Below are 3,519 nucleotides of genomic sequence, written 5' to 3' on the forward strand. Positions count from 1 at the left end.
GTGACCGTTATGCAAAGCTTTGCATAACGGTAATTATGGAAAGTAAAAGATTATGTAAAGCAACATCATAAAGAGGGGTAAACAGGTGTGTTTGGCCGTCTACTTTACAATATCACTTTACATAATAATGCAGCTATTTTTTAAGGTTCCTTAGCCATTCCAACAAGGTATCATCTTTCTCCCACGAGTTAGCTTTGGATTTTTCAGGTTTCATTTCAACATAAACCTTTTCAAAAGCATCCCGTTTTTGCTTGGAATCAGCACGGGCGTAGATGTCGGTTGTCTGAATGGATACGTGTCCGAGAAGGTCACGTATGTAAACCAAGTTAACGCCAGCTTGCAAAAGGTGCATCGCTTTTGAATGCCGTAAGGAATGACAACTGATATTATCTGGTATGATACTCGGGTTAATTTTCCTTGCCTGATCGGCATACGTTTTTAAAATGTATGTTATGCCAGCGCGGGTAAGCTTTCCGTTTCTTTTGTTTGAGAACAATGGGTACAGATTGGCATGGGGTTCTAACAAACGAAGTTCCTGCATATATTTTTTCAGAAAGACGATCTGTTCCTCATGGAGTGGAACCAACCGCGCTTTACGCCCTTTGCCTACAAGCCTTACAATGTTAGGGGAATCCAGCCTAACACTGGAGGGTGTAAGGTCGATCATCTCCTGAACCCTGGCACCGCTATCGTACATCAAGGCAAGCAAGGCGAGATTTCGGCGACCGTTTCGGGTACTAATGTCGGGTTGCTCAAGAAGCAACTTTATACCGTCAGTCGTGAGATAGTTGATGCTTTTCTTTTGGTGCTGTTTTACTTTTATGGAGATGATCTTCTGCCACTCGAATAGCCTTTCCGGATTTTCATATTGGAGGTAGTTAAAGAATGAACGAATAGCGGCAAGGCGGTAATTGCGGGTGGCGTTGCTGCATTGCCTGGCCTCTTGCAGCCAATCGAGGAAATCCATTATCGTATCCCTGTTTATTTTTTCAAGTGTCAGCTTTTGCGCCGCTATGCCTTTTTGCTCTTTCATGAAAGTGATGAGCTGAACAAAGGTGTCTTTGTAAGCAAGGATAGTGTTGTAACTGACATTGCGCTCTCCCGGCAGATATTTGGCGAAAAAGTCACTTAGATATTTTGCCAGATCAGTCGTTTCCATAGGCTGCGTTAGTTTGGGTTTTAGGGAAAACATGAGCAGATATCTCGTTGCCGTCGTTTAGTACATCCTGATATATTTCTGCCGTAAGCCTTACATAATGGTCCGTGGATTTCAGCGATTTATGTCCCAGGCAGGTTGATAACAAAGGCAGGGAGTAGTACAGGTCCAATCCAGCTTTAGACATTTTTACAAGTGAGTGAACCGCAAACGTATGCCTTAGATCATGAAGACGAGGGCCTTTATGATTTCCTTGATGTGGGATTCCAGAAGCTGCTAACATCTTTTTGAACCAATAATAGACCACGACCTGTGAACACCTTTTTCCCATCGGGGAGACGAAAAAAAAGTTCTTTTCATCGTTGAGACGCGGTAGCGGCATTCTATCACGATATTGTAAGTATTGCCTGAGTACTGTTACCAAAGTTTCAGACAAAGGTGATATGCGTTCATCTCCGTTCTTGCTTTTTCTGATGTAAAGACATTGCTTTTCAAAGTCCACATCCTTGTTCTTTAAGGACAAAGCCTCGTTGATCCTAAGGCCGGTGCCATACAACAGTCGTATCACTGCCGGCATTATAAAAAGAGTCGTGTTCAGGTGCCTATCATATAATTCATAATGATCGCAAGCCTGAAAGATGCCAATCATCTGTTCATTGGTAAAAATATACGGGGTAAACCCACTTATCTTCCGGGGGAGTCTCGGTATATAACTATCATAACCGATCCTGCACATATATTTGCAGAACTGCGCCAGGGTACAATATTTGTCGTAGATCGTGCATTGAGCATCGTTGATACGGGTGGCTCGCCACTGTTCGACCTGTTGTTGCGTGATACCTAATTCCTTTACCTCATTATTCACAAAAAAGCTGTCCAGTTCAAGGAGTATCCATTGTGCCCGTAATGAGGTGTAGCCCAGCCCATTTTTTATGGCTATAAATTCCTTAATGTAAGGAGCGTATATACTTTGATAATTTAACTTACTCATAAAAAACACCTCCTTTCTGTTCATAGAAACTACTGGAAACTGGCGGAACATGTAACGCACACTGGTTTAGCGATTCCAGGTCTATCCGTAGGTAAGACATGGTGGTCTCTGTACTCCGATGACCAAGCGCCTCGGATATGACAGGCATAGATTCCTTGTTCTCCAAAAACCGGCAGGCGAGACTGTGGCGCATTGCGTGTGCTCCGTGTCTCCTGCCTCTGACATCTACTTTGGAGGCTTCAATGATACGGCAAAACATGTTGCTGACCGAACTTTTGGTCATAGGAGAAAAAGGTGCGATCGTGAAAAGGAAGACTTTATCTGACTCACTATTTTTTCGGCCGTATTTCAAATAATCTATGAGCGCTTCACCCACGGCTGTTAACAATGGAAGTTTGATGTCATTTCCTGTTTTATACTGGCATAAGGTGATAGTACTTTCTTCCCAATCAATATTGCTAAAACTCAAATGGGCGATGTCTGATGCCCTAAGCCCCAAACGTGTCGCTAACAGCATCATGGCATAATTCCTTTTTCCGGTAGCATCTGATCTTTGAATGGACGCTTCTATTTGTAATACTTCACTTTTGCTATATACGGAGGGCAATTTTTCTGACCGGGAGTATTTATATCCATCAAAAACCAACGAAAGGTCGTTTTCTAATAAATGCTCTTTATGCAGATACTGCAAGAAAAACCTGATCGATGATATAATCAAGGCCTTGTTATTTGTACTGGTAGAAAGGAACGTTACGATGTGCGTTTCGCTGATCGCTTGTAAGCATTGTATTTGCTTGCTTTCCAGGTAAATGAACAACCTGTAGAGCGCGCGCCGATATTCACTTACTGTTTTTTGGGTACGGCGTAACGCCCCAAGATGCAATAAGAATTGTTCCATCGCAAGACCTATCGGACCTGACAACTCCCGTTCAAGGGGCTTGAAATGATGACTACTGATCGTGCCTGTTTCTTGAAATTCGTTTAAGAAATTGACACTTCTAATGATGTCATCCTGATACCGGGAAATAATATCTCCGGTCACTATAGTACGCAGAAATTTTTCGCCCACAGAGGCGTCGTAATACGGTACCGATTCCTTTATCATGTATGGCATTAATTTTTTCAGCCATAGGAATCTGTACATGTTAATTCTGCCAGTAGAAAAACGCTGCCGTTCAAAATGCTGAATGCATTGCTTAATTAATTCTTCGAATGTTTCCATTGATACTCCAGTTATTTGTGATGGCAAAATTGCCATCACAAATAACTGGAGTAATCTTATGTAAAGTGTTTATGCAAAGTAGCGCCTGTAACACAGGTACTTTCAGTGCTTTTACTCAGCCGCTTTACATAATCTTTTACTTTCCATAAT

3 protein-coding genes are annotated in these 3,519 nt (G+C 42.2%); all 3 read right to left on the reverse strand.

The window, feature by feature from the left end; all coding sequences use genetic code 11:
- Positions 1-133: 133 nt before the first annotated feature.
- Genes FDK13_RS35105 through FDK13_RS35115 form a run of 3 tightly spaced genes read right to left on the reverse strand, consistent with a single transcriptional unit; the run spans position 134 to position 3,369 of the window.
- Positions 134-1,159, reverse strand: coding sequence for a site-specific integrase (locus FDK13_RS35105; RefSeq protein ID WP_137344666.1), 1,026 nt, complete (start codon positions 1,157-1,159; stop codon positions 134-136).
- Entirely contained in the window at positions 1,146-2,147 is a 1,002-nt protein-coding gene (locus FDK13_RS35110) for a tyrosine-type recombinase/integrase (RefSeq protein ID WP_170983024.1), read from the reverse strand. Before FDK13_RS35110 ends, FDK13_RS35105 begins: the two co-directional genes overlap by 14 nt.
- On the reverse strand, positions 2,140-3,369 hold the full coding sequence (locus FDK13_RS35115) for a site-specific integrase (protein WP_170983025.1): 1,230 nt from the start codon (positions 3,367-3,369) through the stop codon (positions 2,140-2,142). The genes FDK13_RS35110 and FDK13_RS35115 overlap by 8 nt, the downstream gene beginning before the upstream one ends.
- Positions 3,370-3,519: the final 150 nt, after the last annotated feature.

Source organism: Dyadobacter frigoris, assembly GCF_005280585.1.
GTDB lineage: Bacteria > Bacteroidota > Bacteroidia > Cytophagales > Spirosomataceae > Dyadobacter > Dyadobacter frigoris.